The organism is Microbacterium proteolyticum (assembly GCF_030818075.1).
GTDB lineage: Bacteria > Actinomycetota > Actinomycetes > Actinomycetales > Microbacteriaceae > Microbacterium > Microbacterium proteolyticum_A.
This window is the reverse complement of sequence record NZ_JAUSZZ010000001.1, coordinates 1792630-1815391: the sequence shown is the minus strand read 5'-3', so window position 1 is coordinate 1815391 and position 22762 is coordinate 1792630. Positions and strand designations below refer to the sequence as shown.

The 22762-nt window shown below is 69.1% G+C and carries 24 protein-coding genes; 11 read left to right on the top strand and 13 right to left on the bottom strand.

Translation table 11 applies throughout. The features are described 5' to 3' along the window. Nucleotides 1-72 precede the first annotated feature (72 nt). The 3 genes from QE392_RS08375 (at nucleotide 73) to QE392_RS08365 (ending at nucleotide 1529) form a co-directional block, all read left to right on the top strand. Nucleotides 73-543 carry a hypothetical protein gene (locus tag QE392_RS08375; protein WP_307450599.1) on the top strand — a complete coding sequence of 157 codons (471 nt, stop codon included), beginning with the start codon at nucleotides 73-75 and terminating at the stop codon, nucleotides 541-543. A gap of 191 nt (nucleotides 544-734) precedes the next feature. Continuing rightward, the gene (locus QE392_RS08370) at nucleotides 735-1043 is read left to right on the top strand and encodes a hypothetical protein (protein ID WP_307450597.1); all 309 of its coding nucleotides are present in this window, start codon (nucleotides 735-737) and stop codon (nucleotides 1041-1043) included. Nucleotides 1044-1115: 72 nt separating this feature from the next. After that, a complete protein-coding gene (locus QE392_RS08365) occupies nucleotides 1116-1529 on the top strand; it encodes a GNAT family N-acetyltransferase (RefSeq protein ID WP_307450595.1) in 414 nt (137 codons plus the stop codon). 265 nt (nucleotides 1530-1794) lie between these two features. Here QE392_RS08365 and QE392_RS08360 read toward each other — a convergent pair whose 3' ends face one another. Both QE392_RS08360 and QE392_RS08355 read right to left on the bottom strand, forming a co-directional pair. Further along, the gene (locus QE392_RS08360; RefSeq protein ID WP_307450593.1) at nucleotides 1795-3174 is read right to left on the bottom strand and encodes a PepSY-associated TM helix domain-containing protein; all 1380 of its coding nucleotides are present in this window, start codon (nucleotides 3172-3174) and stop codon (nucleotides 1795-1797) included. Nucleotides 3175-3396: 222 nt separating this feature from the next. Beyond that, a complete protein-coding gene (locus QE392_RS08355; protein ID WP_307450591.1) occupies nucleotides 3397-3999 on the bottom strand; it encodes a hypothetical protein in 603 nt (200 codons plus the stop codon). 87 nt (nucleotides 4000-4086) lie between these two features. Between QE392_RS08355 and QE392_RS08350 the strand changes: the two genes are divergently transcribed. Next, the gene (locus tag QE392_RS08350; RefSeq protein WP_307450589.1) at nucleotides 4087-5103 is read left to right on the top strand and encodes an epimerase; all 1017 of its coding nucleotides are present in this window, start codon (nucleotides 4087-4089) and stop codon (nucleotides 5101-5103) included. A 99-nt stretch (nucleotides 5104-5202) separates the two neighbouring features. Then, on the top strand, nucleotides 5203-5463 hold the full coding sequence (locus tag QE392_RS08345) for a hypothetical protein (RefSeq protein ID WP_307450586.1): 261 nt from the start codon (nucleotides 5203-5205) through the stop codon (nucleotides 5461-5463). Nucleotides 5464-5468: 5 nt separating this feature from the next. Here the strand turns inward: QE392_RS08345 and QE392_RS08340 are convergent, their stop codons facing one another. Beyond that, nucleotides 5469-6398 (bottom strand): helix-turn-helix transcriptional regulator, encoded by a 930-nt coding sequence (locus QE392_RS08340; protein WP_307450584.1) that lies wholly within the window; start codon nucleotides 6396-6398, stop codon nucleotides 5469-5471. A gap of 87 nt (nucleotides 6399-6485) precedes the next feature. Between QE392_RS08340 and QE392_RS08335 the strand changes: the two genes are divergently transcribed. Further along, entirely contained in the window at nucleotides 6486-6947 is a 462-nt protein-coding gene (locus tag QE392_RS08335) for a GNAT family N-acetyltransferase (protein ID WP_307450582.1), read from the top strand. A gap of 288 nt (nucleotides 6948-7235) precedes the next feature. On the opposite strand, the gene QE392_RS08330 is transcribed toward QE392_RS08335, so the two are convergent. The 6 genes from QE392_RS08330 to QE392_RS08305 all read right to left on the bottom strand — a co-directional run bounded on the left by QE392_RS08330 (nucleotide 7236) and on the right by QE392_RS08305 (nucleotide 14169). Next, entirely contained in the window at nucleotides 7236-8129 is an 894-nt protein-coding gene (locus QE392_RS08330) for an SDR family oxidoreductase (protein ID WP_058232650.1), read from the bottom strand. A 56-nt stretch (nucleotides 8130-8185) separates the two neighbouring features. Beyond that, on the bottom strand, nucleotides 8186-9994 hold the full coding sequence (locus QE392_RS08325) for a glycoside hydrolase family 15 protein (protein WP_307450577.1): 1809 nt from the start codon (nucleotides 9992-9994) through the stop codon (nucleotides 8186-8188). Between the two features lie 62 nt (nucleotides 9995-10056). Beyond that, complete coding sequence (locus QE392_RS08320; protein ID WP_307450574.1) at nucleotides 10057-10680, bottom strand: hypothetical protein; 624 nt, start codon at nucleotides 10678-10680, stop codon at nucleotides 10057-10059. 240 nt (nucleotides 10681-10920) lie between these two features. Further along, nucleotides 10921-11556, bottom strand: a complete 636-nt coding sequence (locus QE392_RS08315; protein WP_307450572.1) for a HEAT repeat domain-containing protein — start codon at nucleotides 11554-11556, stop codon at nucleotides 10921-10923. 1168 nt (nucleotides 11557-12724) lie between these two features. Next, nucleotides 12725-13216 carry a hypothetical protein gene (locus QE392_RS08310; RefSeq protein WP_307450570.1) on the bottom strand — a complete coding sequence of 164 codons (492 nt, stop codon included), beginning with the start codon at nucleotides 13214-13216 and terminating at the stop codon, nucleotides 12725-12727. Between the two features lie 17 nt (nucleotides 13217-13233). After that, the gene (locus QE392_RS08305; protein WP_307450569.1) at nucleotides 13234-14169 is read right to left on the bottom strand and encodes a hypothetical protein; all 936 of its coding nucleotides are present in this window, start codon (nucleotides 14167-14169) and stop codon (nucleotides 13234-13236) included. A 208-nt stretch (nucleotides 14170-14377) separates the two neighbouring features. Here QE392_RS08305 and QE392_RS08300 point away from each other — a divergent pair, with 208 nt between their 5' ends. Continuing rightward, nucleotides 14378-14935 (top strand): Dps family protein, encoded by a 558-nt coding sequence (locus QE392_RS08300; protein ID WP_307450567.1) that lies wholly within the window; start codon nucleotides 14378-14380, stop codon nucleotides 14933-14935. A 65-nt stretch (nucleotides 14936-15000) separates the two neighbouring features. Here QE392_RS08300 and QE392_RS08295 read toward each other — a convergent pair whose 3' ends face one another. The 3 genes from QE392_RS08295 to QE392_RS08285 form a co-directional block, all read right to left on the bottom strand. Continuing rightward, the gene (locus QE392_RS08295; protein WP_307450564.1) at nucleotides 15001-15303 is read right to left on the bottom strand and encodes a hypothetical protein; all 303 of its coding nucleotides are present in this window, start codon (nucleotides 15301-15303) and stop codon (nucleotides 15001-15003) included. Between the two features lie 116 nt (nucleotides 15304-15419). Beyond that, nucleotides 15420-18014, bottom strand: a complete 2595-nt coding sequence (locus QE392_RS08290) for a DEAD/DEAH box helicase (RefSeq protein ID WP_307450562.1) — start codon at nucleotides 18012-18014, stop codon at nucleotides 15420-15422. Nucleotides 18015-18128: 114 nt separating this feature from the next. After that, the gene (locus QE392_RS08285) at nucleotides 18129-18917 is read right to left on the bottom strand and encodes a hypothetical protein (RefSeq protein WP_307450560.1); all 789 of its coding nucleotides are present in this window, start codon (nucleotides 18915-18917) and stop codon (nucleotides 18129-18131) included. An 89-nt stretch (nucleotides 18918-19006) separates the two neighbouring features. On the opposite strand from QE392_RS08285, the gene QE392_RS08280 reads away from it, so the two are divergent. The 4 genes from QE392_RS08280 to QE392_RS08265 all read left to right on the top strand — a co-directional run bounded on the left by QE392_RS08280 (nucleotide 19007) and on the right by QE392_RS08265 (nucleotide 21767). Further along, nucleotides 19007-20041, top strand: coding sequence for an LLM class flavin-dependent oxidoreductase (locus tag QE392_RS08280; protein WP_307450558.1), 1035 nt, complete (start codon nucleotides 19007-19009; stop codon nucleotides 20039-20041). Nucleotides 20042-20136: 95 nt separating this feature from the next. Next, on the top strand, nucleotides 20137-20286 hold the full coding sequence (locus tag QE392_RS08275; protein WP_307450556.1) for a hypothetical protein: 150 nt from the start codon (nucleotides 20137-20139) through the stop codon (nucleotides 20284-20286). Further along, nucleotides 20283-20762, top strand: coding sequence for a GNAT family N-acetyltransferase (locus tag QE392_RS08270; RefSeq protein ID WP_307450554.1), 480 nt, complete (start codon nucleotides 20283-20285; stop codon nucleotides 20760-20762). Before QE392_RS08275 ends, QE392_RS08270 begins: the two co-directional genes overlap by 4 nt. A 162-nt stretch (nucleotides 20763-20924) precedes the next feature. Beyond that, nucleotides 20925-21767 (top strand): GNAT family N-acetyltransferase, encoded by an 843-nt coding sequence (locus tag QE392_RS08265; RefSeq protein ID WP_307450552.1) that lies wholly within the window; start codon nucleotides 20925-20927, stop codon nucleotides 21765-21767. A gap of 192 nt (nucleotides 21768-21959) precedes the next feature. Here the strand turns inward: QE392_RS08265 and QE392_RS08260 are convergent, their stop codons facing one another. Further along, complete coding sequence (locus QE392_RS08260; RefSeq protein WP_307450549.1) at nucleotides 21960-22457, bottom strand: hypothetical protein; 498 nt, start codon at nucleotides 22455-22457, stop codon at nucleotides 21960-21962. Between the last annotated feature and the right edge of the window lie 305 nt (nucleotides 22458-22762).

Sequence of the window (22762 nt, the reverse complement as noted above, 5' to 3'; positions counted from 1 at the left end):
GCCGCCGCGCAACCCCGGCTCGTCAGGCGGATGCCCCGCCTAACGTGGCGGCACACCCACGGAAGGATCGCCATGAACACTCCCGCAGATCGCCTCCCCGGAGCCGACGAAGAGAACATCGTCCCCGAGTCCGAGGGACTCGCCGCCGACGTGCCCGCGGGCGCCGCCGGAGCGGACACCGGTGCGGTCGGTGCCGCCGAGATCGACGCCGACGACGAGGCCCGCCTGCAGAACATCTCCAGCCAGAACGACCTGCCCGGCGTCGGCACGCGCGCGGCCGACGGTCTGACCGAGCGCGGAACCGACGATGCCCGCGGCGAGAGCGGATCGACCTCCCGTCACACCGAGGACACGGGCGCCCCCACGCACGACGGACCCGAGACCGACAACCGCACCCCCGCTTCTCCCCCGGTCGACCGCGACGGCGCCGAGCCGCACGTCGACGGCGACGACCCGATCGCGAAGTATCAGCCGGGCGTCGGCCGCGACTCCGCGGCATCCAGTCGCATCGCCCAGAACCTCCCCGATCCCGACGACGCCTGAGACGAAGTGGATGCGGGAGCTCGGCGATGCGGCGCGTGCGACCGCGCCGTCGAGCTCCCGGATCCCGGGCCGTCACGGCCGCGCCCAAGGGCCCTACGGCAGGGCTGCGGCGGCGGGCGCAGTGTGCGTCACGGACGGGATCGGTGCAACGGGGTGGCCGGGTTCTCGAGGCGGTACATAACGTGCTCGACATGTCCTCATCGATCGAACGGCTCATGATCACCGTCGGCGAGGTGACATACGCCCTCGCCCCCATGGAGCACGTCGACGAGCTCAAGGCGGCGATCATCGCGGAGCTCCGTGCGGGCGGCGGCTTCGTCGACATCACCGTCGATGACGGGCAGCGCATCAGCGTGCTGATCACTCCGACCTCGGTGATCACGATCACCGCACGGACCGTCCACCTCGAGTTCGAGCGGGCCGACGGACAGGACCGGGAGGGGTGGAATCCCGGCGCGCCGATCGTCTACGACGGCGACACTCCCTACGACATCATCTGACGCCGCTTCGCCCGCACCGGCCGCACGGGGCGGGACGGGACCGCGGATGTCGACGCGTGCCACGCTGAGTGCATGGACAACCTCCGCCTCGAAGCCCTCGCGCCCACGCTCGACGACTACCTCGAACTGCGCCGTGCGTCCGGTCTCACCCCCAAACGACCCGACCAGGGCGCACCCGCACTGACGAACAGCTGGGCCTGGCGGAGGATCACGGATGCCACGGGCCGCTCCGTCGCGATGGGGCGCGTCGTGGGCGACGGTGGGTGGTACTTCCTCATCGCCGACATGGCGACGCTGCCCGGGTATCAGCGGCGCGGACTCGGTCGCCGCATCCTGGAGGACCTCCTCGCGGAGATCCGCGCGACGGCCCCCGAGGGCGCGTACGTGACGCTGCTGGCCGATCCACCCGGCCAGGCGCTCTACCGGAGTCTCGGCTTCCGGGAGCCGACGACCGGCTCGGTGACCATGCACCAGCTGCTCGATTGAGGTCGGGCCGGCTGTGCGCGATCCGGACCGCGCACAGCCGGCCCCTCGGGCCTTTCACCGTTGCCGCGCGTCCGAGGCGCCCTCGACGCGAGGCTCGCCCCCGCCCGCGAGGCGGCCACCCGCCAGTACGGCAAGCCGCGCCCAGTGCGGCACGCCCCCGCCCGGTGCGGCACACCCCTCCCGCGAGGCGGCCACCCGCCAGTACGGCAAGCCGCGCCCGGTGCGGCACGCCCCCCGCCCGCGGCGGCAAGCCCCGCCGCGGGCCTCAGCAGCGCGCCGCGCGCCGCGCGCGCCAGCCGACCAACGAGTCGAACACCACGAACGCCGCGAGCGTGTACCCCACCAGGGGCAGGACGATCCCGATCGCCACCGCCGCCACGAGCACGGCGCTCGTCCCCCACCACGGCGCGTGACGCAGCACCCCCCGCGCGGGGGCGGCCGCGAGACCGCGCGTCGGCCTCCTCGTCCACCACATGGCGTATCCGAGCACGACGAGCGCCGCGATGCCGATGGCGAGGGCGAACAGCACGAGCTGATTCGCGAGACCGAACAGTGTCCCCGAGTGCAGATCGATGCCCCACCGCGAGAGCTTCGCGAGCAGCGGGTAGTCGGCGAACCGGACGCGGTCGCTCACCCGCATGGTCGACGCGTCGATCGCCACCGCATCCACCTCCGTCGGGAAGCTGCGGTGGATCTCCTGCACGACCCATGCTGCACCGTCCCCCGCGGGCGGTCGGATCTCCACCTCGGCGGAGTCGACGTCCGTCGAGCGCGCGACGGCGAGGACGTCCTCGAAGGTCGCCGCGCCCACCGTGACGGGGGCCGCGGACGCACCGCCGTGATGGGCGTGGCCGGTGATCGCGCCGGCGCCCGTCGTGTTCAGCACCGGTGTGCCGGCCCCCATGGCGGCGCGCAGCTGCGCGATGTTCGCGCCCGCGTACGCGGACCACGTGATGCCCGTCGCCGACAGGAACACCGCCCCCAGCACCACCCACACCCCGATCACGGCGTGCCGGTTCGAGAGGCGCCGGTAGCCATCGACACGGCGGGAGGGTCGGCGTCGGCGTCCTGTTCGGCGCCCGACCCACAGCGCCAGGCCCGCGAGGGCGACGATCCCGAGCCAGGATGCCGCGAGCTCGCTGTACCACCGCCCCACGTCGCCGAGGTGCAGCGAACGGTGCAGATCGCTGATCCAGTGCCGGAGCGGCAACGCACCGCTCGTGCCGTAGACGGGGAGGTCGCCGCGGATCTCGGCGGTGGCGGGGTCGACGAACACCGCCCGTGTCGTGCTCTCGGGCAGGGCGGGGTCGGCGAACAGGACACGGGTCGTGTCGCCGGGTGCCGGCGCAGGACGGACGGCGACGGGGTCGCCGCCGCCGACGTACGCCTGGGCCGCCGTGATCTGCGTGACCAGGGGCGCGGCGGTCTCGGTCGACGAGGCGGTCAGTTCGTGCGCGTACAGCCCCTTCTCGAGCAGCGGCGCGAGCGCGTACATCCCACCGCTGAGCGCGGCGATCAGGATGAACGGTCCGACGAGGAGCCCGGCGAAGAAGTGCAGGCGGCGGAGGAGCGGCAGGAGCCACGCGCGAGCGGATGGGGTGTCGGTCGCGGGCGGACCGTCGGGGCGGGTGGAGACAGCGGACATGGGGTCATCGCTTTCCGGGTGCGCGGGGCACCCGTCATCCGGCGGCCGGTGCGGCGGGGCCGGGACCGCACCGCCCGAGGCGATGGCGCGCGAGGCGCCTGATCACGGGCGGTGGGTACTCATGGTCGGGGAACGTCCGGAGCGGACGCGAAACGGCCCCGGGTGCAAGGCGCACCCGGCAGACGGCCGAGCGTCCCGCACGTCACAGGCGCGGGACGGTGCTCAGGATGCCGGGAGGGGCGGCCCTCGGCGCGCCCTCGCGCCGACGACGACCACCGAGACGGGACTCACCTCGGCGACGATCGCCGCGCAGAGCCGCCGCGCCGGTGCGGGGCCCGTGCGCGGAACGACGACGCGCACGCGAGACCGGACCCACGCGATGCAGCGCCGGCCCAGGACCCCGAGGGCGACGAGGGCGCGTTCGCCGCGGTGCAGCGCCAGGGTCGTCAGGGCGGCGGCGACGAGGTGTCCGGCGGTCATGGCGGCATCCATCGACACCGTCTGCGCCGATGCCTCACCGGCGGTGACGATCGCGACGGCACCGTGCACGTGGCCCGCGGCCCCGAGGTCGTAGCTGCCCAGCACGAAGAGCGCATGGAACAGCGCTTGACTGACCACCACCGCGAGGCTCGATCGCCAGACCGACGACCGGCGACCCGCGAGTGCGGCGCAGACGACGAACGACAGGGCGAGAGGCACCGCGACGCCCACGATGCCCGGCATCGCTCCCCCGGCCGACACGTGCGACAGGAGCGCCACGAAGGTCGCGACCGAGGATGCGACGGCACCGCGCGCGACGCGTGAGCCCCGGCCGTGTCGTCGCATGGCATCCATTGTGTCAGTCGGCTCCGTCGCGCCCGGAGCGCGCTGCTCGCGCCCCTAGGCTGAACACATCTCAGCCAGGAGGATGCCGTGACCCCACCGCCCGACGCTCCGCGTGTCGTCATCGCCGGCGCGAGCGGTTTCGTCGGGAGGGCCCTGGCCACCGCATTCGCCGAGGACGGGTACGAGGTCGTCACGGTCGGGCGCACCGGCACCGCGGTGTGGGGCGACGAGGAGGGGATCGTGCGTCTCGTCGACGGCGCCGACGTGCTGATCAACCTCGCCGGCAAGATCGTGTCGTGCCGGTACACCGATGCCAACCGTGACGAGATCCTCCGCTCCCGTGTCGAGACCACCCGCGAACTGCACGCGGCCGTCACCCGGGCGAACCGTCCGCCGCGGGTCTGGATGAACGCCTCCACCGCCACGATCTACCGCCACGAGACCGAGAGCGGCAACGACGAGGTCGACGGCGTGTTCGGCGAGGGCTTCTCGGTCGACGTCGCCACGAGCTGGGAGCGGGCGTTCTTCGCGGGTGAGCTGCCGTCGACGCGGCGGGTGGCGCTGCGCATGGCGATCGTGCTGGGCGACGGGCCGGCGACCCGCATGCTGTTCGCCCTCGGACGGCTGGGGCTGGGCGGTCCCCAGATCGACAGCTGGTGGTTCCCGCACCGCCGCTACCGCGGCATCGGCGCCCGCCCGACCGGCCCCGTCCGCTCGAGCTGGCACCGCACGTCGGGTCGTCAGCGCTTCAGCTGGATCCACCTCGACGACGTCGTGGCATCCGTCCGCTTCCTCCGCGACCGTGACGACCTCACCGGCCCCGTGAACCTGGCTTCCCCCGGAGTCAGCGACAACCGCACCCTCATGCGGGAGGTGCGACGCGTCGCCCGGATGCCGCTGGGTCTCCCGGCCTACCGCTGGATGCTGGACCCGGCGATGGCGGTGCTGCGCAACGAACCCGAACTGGTGCTGAAGAGCCGCTGGGCGGTGCCGCGCGTGCTCGGCGACGCGGGCTTCCGTTTCCGCCACACCGAGCTGGGCCCCGCCCTCGACGCGGTCGCCGGCGTGCGCCGGCCGCGGGCCCGCGATCTGTTCTCGGCCTGACCCACCGGGTGCCGCCTCCGGTCGGGCGGGGCCTGTCAAGACCGCTGCGGCGTGCCGGGACGGGGGTTAGCGTCGAGCCACCAGACGGAGGAGGCGGACATGGCCGAGCGCGATGTGAACGGACACGGCGCGGGTCCCGACGAGGGCGAATACACCGACGTGCAGCTGCCGGACGGCACGGACGACCGAGGGAGCGCCGACCTCCCGGGCGAGTACGTCGACCGACAGAACGCCGACGGCTCGGAAGACCGTCCTCGATCCGACGAAGCGGGTGCCTACACCGACGTGGATCTGCCGAGCGGCGACGAGTCGCGCGAAGACCTCGACGACCCCGGTGAATACATTGATCGCGACCGGTGATCCGGTCAGCGGCCGAGCGTGACCTGAGGGGCGACGCCGTACGCGGCCCGATACGCCGCGACGAAAGCGCTTCTATCGGTGAAACCCCACCGTGCCGCGACCTCGTCGATGGTGACGCAGGCGGGGTCGGCGTCGAGCAGGTCGGCGTGCGCCGCACTCACGCGAGCCGCCTGAAGGTAGGCCTCGGGGGTGTCGACGAGTTGGCCGTTCGCGGCGAAGGCGCGTCGAAGGCCCTCGGTCGACGTCCCCACCGCCCGGGCGGCGTCGTCGACGGTGATGGCCAGCGAGGCGTGGTCGTCGATCCACGCTGTCGCCGACGTGTAGATGGAGGCCTGCTCCAAGGCGGACGCGCGGCGCTCCCGCGGGTCGCCCACGAGGGGGAAGGTCTCCAAGGTCGCGGCCACCAGCGCGCGTCGCACGTGGGCGCGCGCCAGCGGCTCGGTCATGATCGGCAGCTGCGTGAGCGCCCAGCGGAGGGTGGCGAGCCAGTAGTCGCGCATGCGCCGCGACACCGGACCCGCAGCAGCGAAGCGCACGGTCAGCGACTCGTCCCCGTAGATGGCACGCGCCGCCTCCTCCATCCACGCGCTGTCGAAGGCGACCAACTGCAGCGCCGTGTCGTGAGGGCGCCCCACCAGTTCCTGCCCGGGCTGCACCGCACCGGGTTCCAGGCTGTAGTCCCCCGACTCTTTTCCGACCGTCCAGCCGTAGCCGGGCGACGACGTGGCGAAGTAGAACCGGTCCGCCTCGTAGATCACCTCGGCCCGGCATTGCCAGGTGAGCCGACGTATCGAGAAGGTCGCGTCGCCGACGGCGTGCTCGGCGAACGAGCCGCGGTCGGCCTGCACGTCGACGTGCCCGTACTGCGCCTGCAACCAGGCCTGGGTCTCGGCGACATCGGCGGTGCGGACGCTCGTATCGAAGAAGTCATTCATGGCGAGATACGGTCCCCTGCGGAAAACGGGGGTCCTGGTGCTCATGATAGTTAACCTGAATCAACTGAGACGCCTGGAGGATTCCCCGTGTCGACCTCACCGACCGTCCGCCCGATCACTCCCGACGACGCCGGAGAGGTACTGACGATCCAGCGCGCCGCCTTCGCGAGCGAAGCGCTCATCTACGGCGACCCCGACATGCCGCCGCTCACCCAGACGCTCGAAGAACTGCGGGCGGAGCTCGTCGAGAACCTCGGATGCGTGGCCGTGTCGGGGCACCGCATCGTCGGCGCGGTGCGCGCGCGCGTGGCCGACGATCTGCTGCTGATCGGACGCCTGGCGATCGCCCCCGATCAACAGGGCGAGGGGCTCGGGACGCTGCTGCTCGGTGCGGTCGAGCAGCGCGGGCGCGAGGCCGGAGCGACCGAGGCCGAGCTGTTCACCGGCGGCCTGAGCGAGGCGAATCAGCGCCTGTACGAGCGGGAGGGATACCACCGCACCGAGGAAACCGCCGACGGCGAGATCTTCTACCGCAAGCCGCTCGCCTGACGTCGGCCCCACCCAGGCCCCTGAGCCCGTCGAAGGGGCCGATGGCTTCGACAGGCTCAGCCACCTCCGTCCCCGGCGTACCGCACGCGAACCCGGAGCCCCACCCAGGTCCCTGAGCCCGTCGAAGGGACCGAGCCCCACCCAGCTCCCTGAGCCCCCCCCCCCCCCCCCCCCCCCCCCCCCCCCCCCCCCCCCCCAGGTCCCCGAGCCCGTCGAAGGAACGAACCCCACGAATGCCGAAGGGCCGCCGTCCGAACCCGGACGACGGCCCCTCGTGTCTCTCACTGATTACGGCGTGGGCATGCCGCCGTTGACGTTGAGCGTCTCGCCGATGACGTAGCTCGACTCCGCCGAGGCGAGGTACACGTACGCCGGAGCGAGCTCAGCGGGCTGGCCCATGCGTCCGAGCGGCGTCTCTTCGCCGAACTCGTCGACCTTCTCGTCGGGCTGGCCGTCGGTGACCTGCAGCGGCGTCCAGATGGGGCCGGGGGCGACCGCGTTCACGCGGATGCCCTTCGGTGCGAGCTGCTGACCGAGCGCCTTGGTGAAGGTGTTGATGGTCGCCTTGGTGGAGGCGTAGTCGACGAGGATCGGGGCCGGCGAGTAGGCCTGGATCGACGTGGTGTTGATGATGGTCGAGCCGGGCTGCAGGTGGGGCACGGCCTCTTTGCAGATCCAGAACATGGCGTACACGTTGGTCTTGAACGTGTCGTCGAACTGCTCGTCGGTCAGGGTCGTGACGTCTTCGTTGAAGATCTGCTTGCCGCCGTTGTTGACGACGATGTCGAGACCACCGAGACCCGCGACGGCTTCCTCGACGAGGGTCTTGGCGTACTCGCGCTCGCGCAGGTCGCCGGGGATCTGCACGACGGTCGCGCCGGCCTCGCGCAGGATGCCGGCGATGCGGTCGGCATCCACCTTCTCCTCGGGCAGGTACGACATCGCGACCGAGGCGCCCTCGCGCGCGAACGCGATCGCGGTGGCCGCGCCGATGCCCGAGTCGGCGCCGGTGATGAGCGCCTTGCGCCCCTCGAGGCGTCCGCTGCCGACGTAGGTGTCCTCCCCGAGGGCGGCCTTCGGCGTCAGCTCGGCGTCGAGGCCGGGCTCCTTCTGGTCCTGCGACTGCGGGTCGATATCGGCGTAAAGCTTCGCCGGGTCGGTGAAGGTGTACTGCGTGCTCATGGCGAGTCCTTTCAGAGGGGGATGGATGCCGAGGCGGAGGCGCCCCGGCGGAGGGGTCAGCGGGCGCCGAGCTCGGCGTCATCCACCACTTCGCGGATGACGAGAGCGGCGTTGATGAGGGCCAGGTGACTGAGCGCCTGGGGAAGATTGCCCCAGAAGGCGTCGTCGTCTTCGGCGATCATCTCGGCGTACATGCCCACGTCGTTGCCCTGGGCGACGAGCGCGTCCATCGCCTCGATGGCCTCGGCGTGACGCCCGACGCAAGCGAGGGCCGTCGCACGCCAGAAGGCGCACGCGACGAAGGTGTGCTCCTCCTGGTCCATGCCGGTGTACCGGTACACGAGGTGGTTCTCGGTGCCGAGGCGTTCGGTGATGGCATCCAGGGTCTTCGACATCCGCTCACCGCGGTCGAATCCGGTGGGGGCGTGCAGCAGCACCGACGCGTCGAGGTCCTCGCTGTCGGGGTGGATCGTGTAGGCCTCGAGCTTCTCCGACCAGCAGTGCTTCTCGACCCAGGTGTGGATGCGATCGCGCTCGGCGCGCCAGCGGTCGCCGTTGTCGGGGATGTGTCCGCCGTCTGCAAGCCACTGCGCGTCGTCGAGGGCCTTCCAGCACCCCATCTTCGACGACGTGTAATGACGCAGCTCGGGCAGTTCCCACATGCCGGAGTCCTCGCGACGCCAGAGGTCGCACGTGCGGTCGGCCACGTCAGCCAAGAGCCGCCCGGTCTGTGTGTCGAGGCGGTTGCCCGCCTCGACATACGTGCGGCAGATCGCGATGAGGTCGCCGTACACGCCGAGCTGCAGCTGCCCCTGCGCGGGGTTGCCGGTGACGACCGGCTGGTTGCCGTTCCAGCCCGGGACCTCGTGCTTCTCGACGCTCACGTCGGCGCCGCCGTCGAGGGTGTACATCACCTGCACCTCGGGACCGTTCGCGCGGATCGTGCGCAGCAGCCACGAGATCGCGGCGTGCGTCTCCTCGCGGAGGCCGAAGCCGACCCAGGCGTGAGCGGTGTAAGCCAGGTCGCGCACCCAGGCGTAGCGGTAGTCCCAGTTCTTGCCCCCGCGTGGATTCTCGGGCAGCGAGGTCGTCGCCGCCGCCGCGATGGCGCCCGTCGGGCTGAACAGCAGCAATTTGAGGGCCAGGGCACTGCGCTGCACGTCGTCGGACCACGGCCCCTCGTACGAGAACTCGTCCGACCACATCTGCCACCCGCCGATGGTGCGGTCGATGCCTCGGTCGACGTTCTGCGCGTTGGGGATGCGCAGCGGCTCTCCCTCGGTGGCGGCAATCACCAGCAGGTGGCGCGAGCCCTTCGATGTCGTGAAGCTCCCGTCGATGCTCTCGTTCCCGGCATCCGGGTCACCGCGCAGACCGTGTTCGTGTCCGACGACGGCAAGAGATACATGGCCGATGCGCATGACGGAGAACCCGTCGATGCGCTCGGTCCAGGGCGCGGCCGAACGCAGCATCGTGCCGGGCTGCACGCACCAGGCAAACTCGACCTCGCCCTTCACGCCGTCGACGCGACGCGCGAGTTCTGCCCACGGCAACCGTCCGGCGATGCCGGTGACCATCGCGTCGGTGATTTTCGCGACACCGCCCTTCGTGGTGAAGGTCGTCTCGAGCACGTTGGTGTGGGCGACGTAGCGCCGCTTCACCTCGTACTCCCCCACCGGCGCAAGTTGGATGCATCCGCCGGCCGTCTCGTCGAGCAACCGCGCGAACACCGGTCGCGAGTGGATGTTCGGCAGCGGCAGCCAGTCGACCGACCCGTCGAGACCGATCAGCGCGACCGTGCGCCCGTCGCCGATCGCGGCGTAGTCGCGGAGCGGCCGAGACGGCGTCGGGGGTTCGATGGGCACGTGTTCACGCTAGGAACGGTGCCGGACGGTCAGGCCGGGGTTGTCGTTTGGATGCCGAGCGGCTACGGGAGGGTGGTTCCGAGTACCCCCGCCGTTGCGGTGTGCACCGCGGGATTCGCCGCGTCCGCCGGGTCTATCCGTTGGAACACCAGGGGTTCGACGCCCGCGAACACGTCGTCGAGTCCGTTCGGGGCGAGGACGAGACGCACGTCTGAGGATGCCGGCTCCCCCTTCACGGAGAACTCCAGCCAGGTGGTGCATCCCGGCCGCACAGGATCGAGCAGCACGTCGATCGTCGCAACACGCTCGTCGGTCTCCGCGATGCCCGACACGGTCATCGTCCGCGACCAGTCGAGGTCCTCCGCGTCACGGAACGTCTGATCAGCCGCGGGGCAGAGCAGGTCGACCGGCCAATCCTCGAGAGCCACGAACCCGTCCGCGTCGATGTGTACGGACACGTCGGCGACGGTCGGGTCGAGGATCCACTCGCCCGCGAGGCCCGTCGCCGGCGATTCCTTGGAAGGTGTCTCCGTATAGTTCGAGACGAGGACGAGCCCCAGCACGCCGAACCCCAGCACGCCCGCCATCAGAATGACGAACTGCACGATCGCCGTCACTGCCACCAGCCCTATCCCGATGCCAATCGCGACCCACGCTCCGGCGCCCAACGGTTTGGTTTCGTTCACGCTCGCCGTCCTTCCCTGTGCGTTGATAACCGCTCACTTGTGTCATCCGCGGTTTGCAGATGCCGCACCGCCGTGCGCAATGCGCCTAACCGCGATCGCGGCGGATTCACTACGCCCTCGGGCACTGGTCCGTCGCACCGCTCGTTCGACGTTCCCAGATTCCGCGGCGGCAGCTGCCCGATGATCGGCCGGTGGGCGTTGACGCGAGGTGCGTGTGTCACCGTGATGCGCATCGCAGCCTCATTTCCGTGCGGTGTCGCCACCGACGGCGCGTCTTTTGGCGGCCAACTTGTCGAGCTTCACCACGCCTCGCTTTGCGGCATTGCGCACCCAACGACGGCTATCGGTCGAGGCCTCTTCGAGCGCTGAACGCGCCTCCTCCTGACCCAACTTGGCCAACGCCGACACGGCATGGCCGCTGACGGTTTCGTCATTCAGGAGCCCGAGAAGGACCGGCACCGCCTGGCTCTTCAGCCGAGTCTTCTCGAAGCCGAGAACGATCATCTCCCGAGACCGGCCGTACTGCCGTTCCTCTGCGAGAGAGCGATAGGTGTCGAAATAGGAGTCTCGCCACGAATACCACAACGCATTCCCTATCGTCCACTTGTCCCATTCACCCCGGGTCTCGTTGCGACTGGTCTTGAGAAATTGATCCACGAGGACATCCACCACGTCGTCGCCTATCCACGGCAGACTCAGGGAACGAATGCACCACTCTCGCAAGCTTTCATCGTCCGTCGACTGCAGCGCTGAAAGGAGGAAAGGATAAGCGTCGTCGTATCTCACACCGAGGTGCCGCAAGTCTGACACGTGCTCAACGTCGTAGCCGAGGCTACCGAGGCGCGCGACGAGCTCAGCTTCATCAGGAGAAATCACTGATCGAAGTTCTTTCGAATCATCTTCCCCTGATCCACCATTTCCTGCAGCTCCCTGGATAGCCTCGTGTCCGATCGGACATAAAGTCGCGACCTACGTCGTCGCGCAAGCAGAGATGAACCCCGATCCCCTTCGACTCCCGCTACACTCGCGCGGCGGCGTCTTATACCGTCTCGGTCTGTTTGCGCGTCTTGACCCTCGGTCGACTATCACAGTTTCTCGAATACGAGCGGGGCGATTCCATTGTCCACGTCAGACAGGCCGTTTACGTAGTACAACATCCGCAGTTTCCCGGACGAAGAATTCCGCTCTAGGAAGACCCTCATTCCCCATAGACAACCGATGGCCGGCGGGCTGAAGGAAATACTCGCTTGAGACCCCACGTCGTTCCAGTCGACGTGACCAGTCACGTCCAACCGAGTTGACCGATGAGCGTATTCTTCCGTCTCGCGCCTCGACCGACAGTGCTCGTCAGCAGCAGCTGCGCTGTGCGGTGATCTAACGCGCAGCGCACGTCTCCGATGCGACACTGCCGTTGGGTCGAATCCATACACCCGGAGGTATCTGAGTCGGATCTTTTACGTCGAACACAACCGAGGGCGCATACGTCGAGGGTTGCGCTGCGTTCATGTACACGTAGAACATAGTTCTTCGACTTTCTATGTGAATCTGGCTTTGCTCCTGGTACTCCGCCCCGGCTGGTGGAAGGAGATTCGAAAATTCAGTCCCCGCCGGTATGTCGAAGTGACCCCGACTCTCTGCCGCGATGTGGTCTTCGATATCCGGCGTGAACACCGCGTAACTGATATTCAGTCTTTTTAGATCCGTCAACGAGTCCCCACACCATCGGAAGACGATCTCGTCTCCTCTCATCGACAGGTACAGAGGAAAATCGTTCAAGCTTGTTGGGACGCAAGCAGTCAAAAGCACGCTGATGGCCGCCAGGGGGAAAGAGCTCCCAAGCCGCCTACGCAAGCCATCACGTTGCGCCGCCCACACGGTCAGAGCCCCTCCCCCAGGTCAACATTGATATCCAAGTAGTTCACGCGCGCTCACATCCCCGCAAACATCGACGAAGTAAGCGTCGCCAATGCGTAGGCTCCGAGGCGGACAACGTGGGCGCTCGTTCCCCCGAATTCTGCGACAGCGTTCCGCGGCAGCCTGCTTTTCATCGCCGGTCGGGTGCAACATTCAAGCGGCTGAAAGTGAATACCTGGTCGAAGAACGGCTCATCGTATCCGGAAACGTAGAAGAGTATTCTATTCTCCCCGGTAATGATATTCCACTGAAAACGTAGTGGCACATCTAGGAGACAGTCGCCAGAGGATGACGAGCTCATCTGAAGCGAGAGACCACCGAAATCTGTCCTCAGCATCCACTCGCCCCGGAAATCAGAGATGGCTCGCCAATCGACATCTTTGAGAAGACGTTCCGAGGACTGCACTGGGCCGGCGCACCCAACACTATCCGGCCACCCGGACAACTCGGCGATTGAATCGCTTCCCAGCTTCATGGTCACCGTGTGACCCGAGGAGTCTACAAACCGCCAAACTCCCTCGACATCGCGCGCTCCCGGCATCTTTTCGCCCCAGGGAACGACAACAGTCCAAAGTATCAAGATCCCCATTGCCGAGATGATAATCCAGGCGACGGACTTCACAGCAAGCCGAAGAGCCCTCACCAAGTCAGCTCCTCGGTCCATGTGAACTCTTGCTTGACCCGCGAGAACGGACCCGACTCTTTCGCGAGACTATTCCACCAATTGGGATCGCCGATTCCTCGGAAAAGTGACCCCATCGTCGAGTCGTTTTCGGCGACCCACGTGACTTGCGCTCTTCCGTCTCCTACTTGGTGCACCTCCGTTGGGCGCAGCGTGTACGTGCCGATGGTGAGCAGAGTCCTTTCCTCGGACGATGACACCGGGTACAACAGAAATGTTTTTGCATCCCGGAACAAATTTGGGTTCCACGGCCACGGATCACCCGCCTTGTACCCACCCTGCAGCTGTTGCAGCGACGGCGAGCTGGGACTTTTTCGTATGGCCGCTCGCAACTCTTCGCGAAGCCGCTCGGTGGACTCCTGCCGGATGATGTCCTGCGTCATGGGGGATGTTCGACCGTAGCGAGTGATTGCCGAGCTTGTGAGCTCGGCCGCATCCGAGACCCCGTTGGCGTCGAAGTCCTCCGTGCCGTCGGCACACGTGCGCGTTCCGCAGATGACGAACTCGACCCAGTCGCCGATCCGGTCGCCGTCGGCATCCTCCTTGGCGTTCGAGCATGTGTCGGAGCCGCAGACCAGCCGCTCCACGTAGTCGGGGATGCCGTCGTCGTCGCGATCGGCGGTGGGCGAGGCGCAGGTGGTGTCCCCGCACGCCGGCACTTCGGTGGCATCCGGGATGCCGTCTCCGTCGCGGTCCTCCACTCCGGTGGCGCACGTCGCCGACCCGCAGACAGCGCGCTCGACCGCGTCGGCGATCGTGTCGCCGTCGACGTCGGCTGTCGCGACGGCCGCTGCGGGGAGCGGCGCCGCGGTCGCGACGACCACCCCCGCGAGCGCCGCGATGGCGACAGCGATCGCCAGAGACAGCGAACGGAACAGGGCAGCAGAGCGCATGGCGGTCCTCTCGAAGCGACGCGGCTGAACGTCGTCTCTCCGAATCTGATGAATGCGCCGAGCGCCACCCGTGCAAAAGCGCCCGATTACACCCCGTTGGACCCCAGAATTCACCCGGCTACCGCGCCGTCAGTGCCCCCGCAACCCCCCGGGTACACCCGACCGCCACGCCTAACGTCGCTACCGACCGCGAGTGAAAGGAACGCGCATGTCCACCACCACGAAGGACGCCCCGACCAAGAACCGTCGCCGCCCGGCCCGCGGCGGCAGCGGCCCCGAGACCACCGACGAGCAGAACGCCGAGAAGGGCTTCCAGGCGTCAGAGAAGCTGACCGACAGCCTGCAGGCCGTGCTCGTCGACCTGATCGAGCTGTCGGTCCAGGGCAAGCAGGCCCACTGGAACGTCGTCGGCAAGAACTTCCGCGACACCCACCTGCAGCTCGACGAGATCATCGACGCTGCGCGTGAGTTCAGCGACGAGGTCGCCGAGCGCATGCGTTCGCTGCACGCCCTCCCCGACGGTCGCAGCGACACGGTCGCCGAGACCACGACCCTGCCCGAGTTCCCCCAGGGCGAGGTCGACACCGCCGAGGTCATCGACCTGATCACCGAGCGCCTCGACGCCACGGTCGGCACCGTTCGCGATGTGCACGACGACGTCGACGACGAAGACCCCACGAGCGCCGACATCCTGCACGGCGTGCTCGAGCGCCTCGAGCAGCTGTCGTGGATGGTCAGCGCGGAGAACCGCGTCGCCCGCAAGTAACACGAGACGAGCAAGTCACCGGATGCCGGGGCCTCAGGGCCTCGGCATCCGTCATTCGTCGCTCATCACCCACGCGCGATGAGGAAAGGAGGGTGAGGGCCCTCGATCCGCGCGACAGCGATCTTGAGCTCCGTCACCGACTCAGCGACCGACCGCAACTGTTGATCGACCTGCGCGAACCGCTGATCCACCTGCGCGAACCTCTGGTCCATCTGCGCGAACCTCTGATCCACCTGCGCGAACCTCTGATCCACCTGCGCGAACCTCTGCTCCACGCGGTGCAGCAGCCACTTCGTTCCGCCCAGGACGGTCGTCGATACCGAGACCACGAGGCCCACGGCGGTGGCGATGAGCGGAAGGGTTTCCACAGCGTTCCTTTCGGACGTGATCGATGCCATCGACAGTAAGCGTTCCCCCTCGCGTCTCGCGCCCCTTCGGTGAGAAGAGTGCATAACTTCACCCGGTCCGTCTCCGGGAGGAGCGCTCAGAGCCGCAACACCTCGGTCACCCGCACGACGGCCGTCCCCTCCTCATCCGAGGCCGCGAGGTCGACCTCCGCGCGGATGCGCCAATCGTGGTCGCCCGCGGGGTCGTCGATCGTCTGCTCGACCCGCCACAACCCCTCGGGGGCCGCGGACTCGTCGATGGCGACGAGCGCGGAGGAGCGCGCCGCTCCCCCGGTGCCGATGGCTTCGTGCTCGTCGAAGTAGCTGTCGAGAATCCCGGGCCAGTCGAGGTCGGGGTCCAGCTCGATGAGCTCGTCGTCCTTCTGCAGCGCGGCGAGCTGGACGCGGCGGAACATCTCGTTGCGCACGAGCACGACGAACGCGCGCCGATTGGTGAGGATCGACGGCGGCGCTGGCGGGACGACGGGGGCGTCCGGATCGTCGGCCGGGTTGATGAGCTGCTCCCACTCGTCGACGAGGCTGGAGTCGACCTGCCGAACGAGCTCGCCGAGCCACGCGATGAGGTCGAGCAGGTCGGGCGTCTGCGCGTCGACCGGCACGGTCTGGCGGATCGCGCGGTACGCGTCGCTGAGGTACCGCAGCACGAGCCCCTCGCTGCGGGCGAGCTGGTACAGCGACACGTACTCGCCGAACGAGCACGCCCGCTCGAACATGTCACGCACGACCGACTTGGGCGACAGCTCGAAGTCGCGGATCCACGGCTGACTCGACGCGAACACCTCGTACGCTTGCGCGAGCAGTTCATCGAGCGGCTTCGGCCAGGTGATCTCCTCGAGCAGTTCCATGCGCTCGTCGTACTCGATGCCCTCGCGCTTCATCGCCGCGACCGCCTCGCCGCGGGCGCGGAACTGCTGCTGCGACAGGATCGGGCGCGGGTCGTCGAGGGTCGCCTCGATGACGCTGACGACGTCGAGCGCGTAGTGCCCGGTGCCCACGCCGCCGGCGGGCGTCGTGGCATCCGGCCCCCGTCCCAGCTCGACCTCGGGGTCGAGCATCTCGATCGCGGCGAGCGCGAACGGCGACAGCGGCTGGTTGAGCGCGAAGTTCGGCTGCAGGTCGACAGTGAGCCTGATGCGTGAGGAGTCAGAATCTGTCGCCTGGCCCCCCTCTGAGGCGACAAAATCTGACCCCTCACGCGGTGGAGGGACGACCTCGACCACGCCGGCCTGAACCAGGGTGCGGAAGATCGCCAGGGCCCGGCGGGCGAGGTCGTACTGGCGGGCGCGCGGCTCGTGGTTGTCGAAGACGAGGGCGCGGACGTTTCCAAAGACGTCGCCGCCGCGCGCGATGACGTTGATGAGCATCGCGGCCGACAGCTTCATCTGCGGCACGAGCGGCTCGGGCTCGGCGGCGACGAGACGGTCGTAGCTCTGCTCGGTCCAGTTGACGAAGCCTTGCGGCGCCTTCTTGCGCACGATCTTCTTCTGCTTCTTGAGGTCGTCGCCGGCCTTCAGGATTTGGGCGGCGTTCTCGATCTCGTGATCCGGCGCCATCACGACGACGGTTCCCGCGGTGTCGTAGCCCGCCCGACCGGCGCGACCCGCGATCTGGTGGAACTCGCGCGCCGAGAGCTGGCGCATGCGGGTGCCGTCGTACTTGGTCAGCGCCGTCATCAGCACGGTGCGGATCGGCACGTTGATGCCGACGCCGAGCGTGTCGGTTCCGCAGATGACCCGCAGGAGTCCCCGCTGCGCGAGCGTCTCGACCAGGCGCCGGTACCGCGGGAGCATTCCGGCGTGGTGCACGCCGATGCCCGCCCTTACGTAGCGCGACAGGGTCTTGCCGAACCCGGTCGTGAAGCGGAACCCGCCGATCGCCTCGGCGATCTCATCGCGCTGCTCGCGCCCGATGATGCGGATGGATGACAGCGCCTGCGCCCGCTCCATCGCGGCGGCCTGCGAGAAGTGCACGACGTAGATCGGCGCCTGGCGCGTGTCGAGCAGCTCCTGCACGGTCTCGTGCACCGGCGTCCGGGCGTACTCGAAGTGCAGCGGTACGGGGCGCTCGACACCGGTCACACGGGCGGTGGGCCGGCCCGTGCGGCGGGAGAGGTCGTCGGCGGTGTCGGTCACGTCGCCGAGGGTGGCCGACATGAGGATGAATTGCGCCCGCGTCAACAGCAGCAGCGGCACCTGCCACGCCCAGCCGCGGTCGACCTCGCCGTAGTAGTGGAACTCGTCCATCACGACCTGGTCGACGTTGGCATCCGCTCCCTGCCGAAGGGCGAGGTTGGCGAGGATCTCGGCCGTGCAGCACACGATGGGTGCGTCGGCGTTGACGGAGGAGTCGCCCGTGACCATCCCGACGTTCTCGGCGCCGAAGATCTCGACGAGCGCGAAGAACTTCTCGCTCACGAGCGCCTTGATCGGCGCCGTGTAGTAGGTGCGGCCGCCCCGGGCGAGGGATGCCGCGTGCGCGGCCACCGCGACGAGCGACTTGCCCGTGCCGGTCGGGGTCGACAGGATGACGTTCGCGCCCGACACGATCTCGATGATTGCCTCGTCCTGCGCGGGGTAGAGCGTGAGGCCGCGCGAGGCCGCCCACTCGACGAAACCGAGGTACACGGCGTCCGGGTCGGCACCGGCGGGCACGTGCTCGAGAAGGGGGGTCACTCCCCCACCCTCTCATTGGCGCACGCGACATCGCCGCGAGGGCGGCTCTTCTCCGTGCACGGCGGGGCGAGCAGCAAGCCCCGGCGCTCCGTTCCTCGAAGCTGTCGCTTCCCCTCAGCCGCCGTCGGCGAAGACGCCCACGTTCTCCCCGTCGAAGACGAACTGCACGCTCGTGCCGACGGGGAACCGCTCGACGAACGCCTCCGGCATGCCGTCCGCGACCACGAACTCCACCGTGGCGGGGAAGATGCCCGCACCGCATCCGCCGTAGACGAAATTGCCGCTGATGCCGCGCGACTCCTGTGCGGAGATCTCCTCCGTCGCGAGCAGATAGATGCACGGACTGCGGTTCTCCGCGGCATCCACCCGCACGAACCCGCTGAACGCGGTCACTCCGAAGTAGTCCCGGAACGCGCGTTCATCGCCGGTCTGCTGACCGAAGATCGCGGGCGTCTCGCCGTCGGGGTCGAGCTCGAGCGTGCCGACCTGCGGAGCGCCCACGGAGCTCGGCACGGGGACGAACGTCACCGAGAGCGCGGTCGCTGCGCTCGCGAGCGCCGTGACCACGGCCAGGGAGATCGCCCACGCCCACACATTGCGACGCGACCGCACGAGGGGGCGTCGCTCGCGGACGGCCTCGGCTGCGTCCTCGTCGTCATCCGGGCCGACCTCGTCGTCCTCGGTTCCGGATGCCGCCGTCTCGACGCGGGACGCGACGACCTGCCCCTGCGAGGCGTGCGCGGGCGTCGCCGGCTGCGGCGGCCGGGGAGTGCGTTCCCCGCGCTCCAGCTCCTCGAGGGCGGTGAGCCTGGCGACCGCGGCCGGATCGTCGTCGATGTCGGCATCCGGACCGTAGGCCCGTGCGCGCAGGTGACGCAGCTCGTGGCGTACGTCGTCGTCCATCCTTGAATGGTTCCACACCCGAGACCATCCGGGGCCATCGAATGGTCCATGCGTGGGAATAGATCAGAGAGCGTCGCGTTGCACCCGACATGCGCTCCTTCGGCACCCTCTCCTTCGGCCACTACGGCCCCCTCGGCGGCGGGCGTCAGCTGACCGCCGGCGACTCCATGTTGCAGGCGATCGACCTCGCCCAGGGCATGGACGACCTCGGCGTCAACGGCGTCTCGTTCCGGGTGCACCACTTCGCCCGGCAGCAGGCCGCACCCATGCCGCTCCTCGCCGCGATCGCCGCGCGCACCTCCCGCATCGAGGTGGGCACCGGCGTCATCGACATGCGGTACGAGAACCCGCTGATGCTCGCCGAGGAGGCGGCATCCGTCGACCTCATCAGCGGCAACCGGCTCGCGCTCGGCGTCAGCCGTGGCTCACCCGAGTCCGTCGTCCGCGGCTACGAGGCGTTCGGCTACACCGGTTCACAGGACCCGCGCGGCGGCGATATCGCCCGCGAGCACTTCGACCTCTTCCTGCGGGCCATCGACGGCGAGGGCCTCGCCGAGCGCGACCCGCTGAGCCCCTTCGGCGGCGGCACGGGTCTGCAGCGCATCGAGCCGCATTCTCCCGGGCTCCGCACGCGCGTCTGGTGGGGCGCCGGCACGACAGCCACCGCTGAGTGGGCGGGCCGCATCGGCGTCAACCTCATGTCGTCGACGCTTCTCACCGAGGCGGACGGCACGCCCTTCGACCTGTTGCAGGCGCAGCAGCTCGACGCGTTCCGCGCCGCCTGGCGCGAGGCCGGTCACGAGGGCGAACCGCGCACCTCGGTCAGCCGCAGCATCTTCCCGATCGTCACCGCCGAAGACGAGATGTACTTCGGCGGGTCGGCGGGAAGCGACCAGATCGGGGTCATCGACGGTATGCGATCGACCTTCGGCAAGACGTACGCGGCGACACCCGACAAGCTCGTCGAGCAGCTGCAGAACGACGCCGCCGTGATGAGCGCCGACACGCTGATGCTGACCATCCCGAGCCAGATGGGCGTCGAATTCAACCTGCGGCTGGTCGAGAACTTCGCGAAACATGTCGCGCCTGCCCTGGGGTGGCAGCCGACGCTCGCGACCGTTTGACCACGACGCCGTCGATTCGGGATGCCGACACCGTCGGCATCCCGAAGTGGTTCCCGGCTCTGGGAACCGCCGCCAGGGCATGACAGCCTGGTCGTATGGACGCACTCACCCAGCTCGTTCTGCTCGTCACGCTCGCGGCCGTCATGCTGTACGCCGTGTACGGGGTTGTCCGCAAAGCCGTCCGCGACGAGATGGCCTCGGCCGCGCGGGCAGTCCGCCGTGACCCGGGCGAGCCGCAGCCGTGACGCCCGGCGCCGCGACCGTTCGCACCGCGCTCTTCCCGCGCGACGCCGCTGTCGTCTCCGCCCTCGTCGGCGCGTACCTCCGCCAGACGGAGAGCGAGAAAGCCGAGCACGGGCTGACCGCCGCGGACGCCCCGCTCCCCGGGCGCTATGCGCGCGAGATCGCCGACCCGGCCGCCGCCTTCCACGGGCGACGTGTGCTGCTCGCCGCGGTCGACGAGGAGGATTGCGGCATCGTCGTCGTCTCCACCTCGCCGGATGCGACGGAGGTGTCGCGCCTCTGGACGACCCCGACCGCACGCGGAAAGGGCGTGGGAGCCGCTCTCATCGCCGCGGCGGTCGAGGGTACCGTGTCGCCCGTCCGCCTGTCGGTGTGGGAGTGGCGCGAGGACGCCCTCCGGCTCTACCGGCGGCTCGGCTTCGCACCGGTCCCGTCGTGGGACGACCGCGAAGGACTCGTGTGCCTCGAGCGACGGTGATGCTCAGCGCGCAGCCGCAGACCCGCGGGATCGGCCGATCGTCTGCATGACGAGGTACTCGTCCCACGCGACGGCGTAGGCGCCGAGCGCCGCCCACGTCCACCCCGACGGCAGCGCAGGAGACAGACAGGATGCCGCGAGCCGGCTGTCTACGCTGGAGCGGTGCCCCTCTCCCTCACCCGCCTCGACGCGACCGGCCGAGACCGCGAGGAGCTGATCGCGTTCCTCACCTCGAACGCCTTCCCCTTCCACGTTCGCTCTCACCCCACCCGCACCCAGGTGGCGGCGGCCATCGACGAGGGGACCTGGGGCGGCGACGCCGTCGAGGCGTTCTGGCTCGACGACGGCGAGCACGGGCGCGTCGGACTCGTGCGCCTCGACGACCTCGCCGACGCGACCGCCCTGATCGATCTGCGTCTCGCCGAGCGGTGGCGCGGACACGGCATCGGTACCCGGGCGCTCGCCCTCGCGAGTGAGCACGTCTTCCGCACGCGCCCGGGCGTCGTGCGATTCGAGGGGCAGACCCGCGAAGACAACATCGCGATGCAGCGGACATTCGACAAGAGCGGGTGGGTACGCGAGGCGTACTACCGCGACGGCTGGCCGGTCGAAGGCGGAGCACCGATGGCATCCATCGCCTACAGCGTGTTGCGTCGCGACTGGCTCAGCGGAGTGACGACGCCCGTGCCGCGCGGGCCCGAGGTGACGCTGTCGGGCGAGTTGCGGTGCGCGAACGAGGGCGAAGCGGCCCGGGTGCGCGCCCTTCTCCCTGAGCACATCGCCCTCACCCGCGCCGAGCCCGGATGCCTCGCCTTCGACGTCGCCCCGACGGCCGACGCCCGCGTCTGGCGGGTCGACGAACGTTTCATCGACGAGGCCGCGTTCGACGCGCACCAGCGTCGCGTCGCGGCGAGCGCGTGGGGTTCCGAGACCGTCGGGATCGAGCGCCGCTACGTCATCCGGGGGCGGGCTCGCGATGGCGGACGTCCCTCCGACGGCGCGTAGGCCGGTTCTGGCGCTCCTCGCCGCGGCCGAACCGACGCTCGTCTGCGCGTACACGGAACCGCGCGCGACCGACCCTGACCGCGGTGGTCACCGCCCTCACCGGGACGTGGTGGTGTGGGCAGGGGGACAGCCCCGCGAGCCTCGCCGGCCGTCGGGACCGGCCCCTGCGATGCGAGCGCGTGGGAGAAGAGGTCAGTCTCTCGGGTTCTCACCGAGGAACACGCCGATGCGGTCGCCGTCTTTGACGAACTTCAGCGCACCGTCGCGGAATTGCTCGCGCAGCTCAGGTGGGGCCGAGCTATCGGCTGACATCGTGATGGTGGCGGGGAAATCACCGACGCGGCATCCGCCGTAGGACGGACCCGACATGGAGTATCCGCCCTGGATCTCGTCCCCCTCCGGGATGTCGGCGGTCAGAACGGCGGCGAAGCAGTCGCCACCGCCACCGCCGCCGAAGATGCCATAAGACGTCTCGAACAGCGTGAGACCGTAGAACTCATACGCGACGGAACTGGCTCCCGCGCCGTTGAACCCGACAGGAACGGTGATGGCGGGGTCGGGGGTGAGGGTGGCGATCTGGGGCGCGTCATCGACAACGGCGACGGGCAGGATCGCCGCCACCGAGTACGTCGCGGCGGCAGCGAGCCCGGCCGAGGCGGCAACCGACATCGCCCACAGCGCCAACGTCACGCGCCCGGGCGTCCGCCAGGACCGGCGCACACGGTGGTGCTCACGCGTTTCCCGGGGGATGACCGCATCCGCAGCAGAGACTCCCTGGGACTCTCGAAGGGACGTCGACGGTGAATCCTCCGCGGGGACGGGTGATTCGGATGTCCCCTGCGATCCAGAGTGGACGCTGCCGGCATCGCGAGCGCGTGCTTCCAGCTCCTGCAAGCGTCGCACCGTCTCGGCGTCGAGGGCGCCGTCCTCCCGGGGTCCGTAGGCACGCAACCGCAGAGTATCCAGCTCGGCGCGCAGTGAGGAGTCCATCTTCG

Excerpts from the sequence above, each read along its gene's own strand:
- QE392_RS08375 (WP_307450599.1), top strand. The coding sequence starts at position 73 with ATGAACACTCCCGCAGATCGCCTCCCCGGAGCCGACGAAGAGAACATC.
- QE392_RS08370 (WP_307450597.1), top strand. The coding sequence starts at position 735 with ATGTCCTCATCGATCGAACGGCTCATGATCACCGTCGGCGAGGTGACA.
- QE392_RS08365 (WP_307450595.1), top strand. The coding sequence starts at position 1,116 with ATGGACAACCTCCGCCTCGAAGCCCTCGCGCCCACGCTCGACGACTAC.
- QE392_RS08360 (WP_307450593.1), bottom strand. The coding sequence starts at position 3,174 with ATGTCCGCTGTCTCCACCCGCCCCGACGGTCCGCCCGCGACCGACACC.
- QE392_RS08355 (WP_307450591.1), bottom strand. The coding sequence starts at position 3,999 with ATGCGACGACACGGCCGGGGCTCACGCGTCGCGCGCGGTGCCGTCGCA.
- QE392_RS08345 (WP_307450586.1), top strand. The coding sequence starts at position 5,203 with ATGGCCGAGCGCGATGTGAACGGACACGGCGCGGGTCCCGACGAGGGC.
- QE392_RS08340 (WP_307450584.1), bottom strand. The coding sequence starts at position 6,398 with ATGAATGACTTCTTCGATACGAGCGTCCGCACCGCCGATGTCGCCGAG.
- QE392_RS08330 (WP_058232650.1), bottom strand. The coding sequence starts at position 8,129 with ATGAGCACGCAGTACACCTTCACCGACCCGGCGAAGCTTTACGCCGAT.
- QE392_RS08305 (WP_307450569.1), bottom strand. The coding sequence starts at position 14,169 with ATGCGCTCTGCTGCCCTGTTCCGTTCGCTGTCTCTGGCGATCGCTGTC.
- QE392_RS08300 (WP_307450567.1), top strand. The coding sequence starts at position 14,378 with ATGTCCACCACCACGAAGGACGCCCCGACCAAGAACCGTCGCCGCCCG.
- QE392_RS08285 (WP_307450560.1), bottom strand. The coding sequence starts at position 18,917 with ATGGACGACGACGTACGCCACGAGCTGCGTCACCTGCGCGCACGGGCC.
- QE392_RS08280 (WP_307450558.1), top strand. The coding sequence starts at position 19,007 with ATGCGCTCCTTCGGCACCCTCTCCTTCGGCCACTACGGCCCCCTCGGC.
- QE392_RS08275 (WP_307450556.1), top strand. The coding sequence starts at position 20,137 with ATGGACGCACTCACCCAGCTCGTTCTGCTCGTCACGCTCGCGGCCGTC.